Source organism: Candidatus Corynebacterium faecigallinarum (genome assembly GCF_052264515.1).
GTDB lineage: Bacteria > Actinomycetota > Actinomycetes > Mycobacteriales > Mycobacteriaceae > Corynebacterium > Corynebacterium faecigallinarum.
Genome location: NZ_JBQQOC010000055.1, coordinates 1 through 3600 on the forward strand (window position 1 = coordinate 1; position 3600 = coordinate 3600).

A 3600-nucleotide genomic window follows, 5' to 3' on the forward strand; every position below is an offset into this window, starting at 1 on the left:
CAAACGGCAGGAACCACGATGAAGCTCCTTTCAACTGTGTGCAGAACTTCACCCGTTGGTCATCGACTGCGAAGTGTGCGAGCGTGCGCCCGAAGGCGAACAACAATTCCTTCGGGTCGCGGTCGCGTTGGTACTGCTGCACGGCATCATCGACAGTCTGCTTGGTGATGTTGTTCTTTAGCTCGAACGTGAACACGGGGATGCCATTCACGAACGCAACAAGATCCACGGCATCGCCGCGGTTGCTCGGACTGTGGTGCACCTGCCGGGTGATCACGAAGTGGTTGGCTGCGAATAGCTTTGTGGCCTTTGTGTTACCTGCGCTGGGTTGCGGGTAGTAGAGGTCCACATGCTGGCCGAGGTGATCCACACCGTCCCGGAGGATGTCCACTACCCCACGTTTCGTGATCTCACCCTGCAAGCGGGCCAGGAACCGGTGACGGGCAAGCGCCGGCTCACCAAGCGACAGCGCCTCCGCGACGTGGGGTTGAGTCGCCTCGACGAACGCCGTGAGATGTTCGAGGTCGAGCGCATAGGAGGGATCGAAATCGGGAGCCCGCCCTTCGCTCCAACCCTCTTCAACCATCTGGGTGACGATGAGCGATTCGAGGCTAGCCTCGTCGAGATGAGGGGCGATCACTGCGCCTCCTTCGCGTCGTTCCACACTAGCTTTACACGGAGTTTCTGGCCCCACGCGAAGTCCTTCGTAGCTCGCTGAGCCTGGCCCAGGACGATACTCGGCGCGATGCCAAGATCTGCGGCAAGGTCACGCACCACAGCGATGTTCCGGCCACTCGGCAGCCGGTCCCGGTATGGCTCAGGGATCAGTGTCGACGAAGCGAACTCATCGGCCTCGGCTTCCGCTCGGTCACCTGTCCCTTGCAGGAAGACCTTCTTCTGGCCATGTAGCAGCACATGTCCCAGCTCGTGGAAGAGTGTGAACCAGAGCTGGTCATCTGTCTTTCCGCGAACGGAAAGCTGCACCACTGGGCGCCCCGAAATCCATCGGGTCGCACCGTGCACACCAAAACCTGGAATCGGCGGGATCAAACAGAACGCGACTCCCACGCCGCGGAGCATGGCTGTCACCTCGCCGAGAGCCTCGACAGGATTCGGGCGCGCCGTCAGCACCCGCAACTGGGGGATCAGCGCTTCAAGCCCGGACCGGTCAAACTTGCCCAAGCTGTCCACCTCGGCCGCACACTCTCCGAGCGCGAGCCACGTCGCCCGCTCATAGACCTTGTCCGTGGCAAGCGTGACCTTGCGGTACGCCACCTTCGCATGCACCCACGTCGCAGCAAAGGCTTCGAGATCTGCGATCCCGAAAAGACTCAACAGGTCACGAACCGTCCCCGCCTTGTCGCGCGCCGGCGCTGAAATGTACCTCCACTTGCGCAGATAGGCCAGCGGGAAAAGTTTCGCCTGCGAGTACTGGGCGGCGAGCCGATCAGCCTCCGCGAGACGTGCCACGTCTTCCCGGTAGCTTGCCTCGAATCGGTTCCAGATCCGGGACGGGATCCTCGTGACACGCTCCAAGCTCAGCGCGACAGTGGCAGACAACGGAGCCTTCCCGGAGAGCAGCTCCGAGACGTGCTTCGGCGTCACGTCGAGGCGACGGGCCAGTTCGGCCGCGTTGATGCCCTGGTCGTCCAGCCACTCTTGGATGTGCTCACCCGGGGCAACGGCGTAGTCAGGAAGGTTCGTCATGTCAGCTCCTCTCAGTGATAGTCGATGATCTCGCGGACCCGAACGATGGTGACGACCGTACTGTCCGGCTCGATAATGAGCCGCCAGTTCGCGGTCAGTCTGCCCGACCACTGCCCCGCACGGTCACCCTTCAGCTCCTCCCACTTGCCACCGAAGAACAGCAGGTCAGCGAGTTCCTCGGCGCGCCGAAGCTCGTCGAGACGCAGGCGCAACGCCTTCGCCCGCTGCGCGCCCAATTTGCGCTGCATGTAGCGCCCCTCGGTACACTGGCGCTCCAACTCACGGTCCTCATACCTCAGCTCCATCGTGTTACCTAGATCGTAACACTCTGAAACTGACTTCGGAAGCCCAACCCATCACACATCGGCGCCCTCCACCGCATCGATCAGATCCTTGTCAAGCTCGGGTGAAGCCTCGTTGGCAGCACTAGCATCCGCCTCGGCCGCGTCCGGCAACGTCGCAGCCACGCCGCGGACGTCCACCTGGCCCGTCACCACATCAGCGACCAGGCTGGTACGGAACTCCTGAAGGAGAGCGATCTCCTGCTTGAGTCGTGCAGCAACGGCGTCGATCTCCCGGAACACTGCCTTGACGTCTAACACAGCTCGTTCCTGTTCCAAAGACGAGGGCATCGGAATTTCATGGTTCATGTACGAGTGGAGGTCCAAATTCTGGATGCCAGTCGTCTGCTTGATGTACTTACGGACTTCACCGCTCGCGTGAACTCGCCTGAGCATCAACAAGAGAAATTCTGGATTGACATTGTCAGCTGGTCGCAACCGTTGTAGGAAGTTCGAGCAGAGGGCGTCGACATCGTGGTCGAACAGCACCACACGCCCGACAGGTGTCTTCTCACCTCCGCCCGATCCTTCGAGCAGTAGGTCGCTTCGTCTGAGTGATCGCTTCAAAAACTCTCGATCAGCAATAGCACGGTACGTCTTTGGAGAATCCAGTACTCCTCCCGATGAATAGTCAAAGTCAGCAACTCGTACACACCATCTCGCAGGGTCATCCGACTCCTCGGGAGCGGATCCCCACGCTCCTGCTGTCATCGAATGCAGGGCCCTCTTGACCGGAATTAGTGGCCAATCATCTACTACACCATCGTTTACTGTCGCAATCTTTTGGGACTCGAGGAGGGCGATGAGGCGGAGCTTGGCGGCGATGGCCTTGGTGATGCGCGCGTTTGCATGGGCGAGGTACTTGACGATCGCCGTCTGCTCGTCGTCCGGGGGCACAGGAAGCAGATCAACCGCCAACGTCGCGTAGTCTATGTTTTGACCTTCACGTATCCCAGTCACAGACAGCGTCAGGGAGTCCACGAACGGCTTCGACTTGAACAGGTATGTGAGGTAGTCTCGGTACTTGTCTGACTTCGCGGTCAGCACCGTGTAGGCGGGCGAGATAATCCCTCGATGGTGACAACGTTCAATACCACCCTGGAAGGAGCGGAGGCTGATCACGAAATCTCCAACCTCCACCAGTTTCAGAAGGTGTAGATCTTTGGTTGCAGTCACTGTGCGCGTGGCGTAGTCAGACTTGAGGATCACCCCATGACTCTGCGTTGAGGCAAGAAGCGGCTCGTCCGGGAACCCCTTCTGAGACCGCTCGACCAGAAGCGACTTGGTCCGCTGAATACTCCAGTGCGACGGTAGGTCCCCAAGCCACGGGCTACTGTTCGACACGTACCGGTCGTACCGCTGGAGATCCTGAGACATCAGTCTTCACCCGCAATTTCGGCCATGAGGTTGTCGGTCTCAGCGGTGAGGGCGCGGATATCGGCCTGGATTTCGGCGAGGGTGCGCATGGGGGTGGGCTTGTAGAAGTGGCGCGTGAAAGAGATTTCGTAGCCGATCTTCGTTTTGGATTGGTCGATCCATGCGTCCGGTGCGT

At 59.9% G+C, this 3600-nt stretch carries 4 protein-coding genes; all 4 read right to left on the reverse strand.

The features are described 5' to 3' along the window. On the reverse strand, nucleotides 1-640 hold a 640-nt coding region (locus tag ACTXPP_RS13910; protein ID WP_443342670.1), incomplete at its 3' end, for a type I restriction endonuclease. Beyond that, nucleotides 637-1707, reverse strand: a complete 1071-nt coding sequence (locus ACTXPP_RS13915) for an ImmA/IrrE family metallo-endopeptidase (RefSeq protein WP_443342672.1) — start codon at nucleotides 1705-1707, stop codon at nucleotides 637-639. The genes ACTXPP_RS13915 and ACTXPP_RS13910, both read right to left, overlap by 4 nt. An 11-nt stretch (nucleotides 1708-1718) precedes the next feature. Next, a complete protein-coding gene (locus ACTXPP_RS13920; protein WP_443342674.1) occupies nucleotides 1719-2012 on the reverse strand; it encodes a type II toxin-antitoxin system RelE/ParE family toxin in 294 nt (97 codons plus the stop codon). A gap of 51 nt (nucleotides 2013-2063) precedes the next feature. Continuing rightward, nucleotides 2064-3257, reverse strand: a complete 1194-nt coding sequence (locus tag ACTXPP_RS13925) for a restriction endonuclease subunit S domain-containing protein (protein ID WP_443342676.1) — start codon at nucleotides 3255-3257, stop codon at nucleotides 2064-2066. Between the last annotated feature and the right edge of the window lie 343 nt (nucleotides 3258-3600).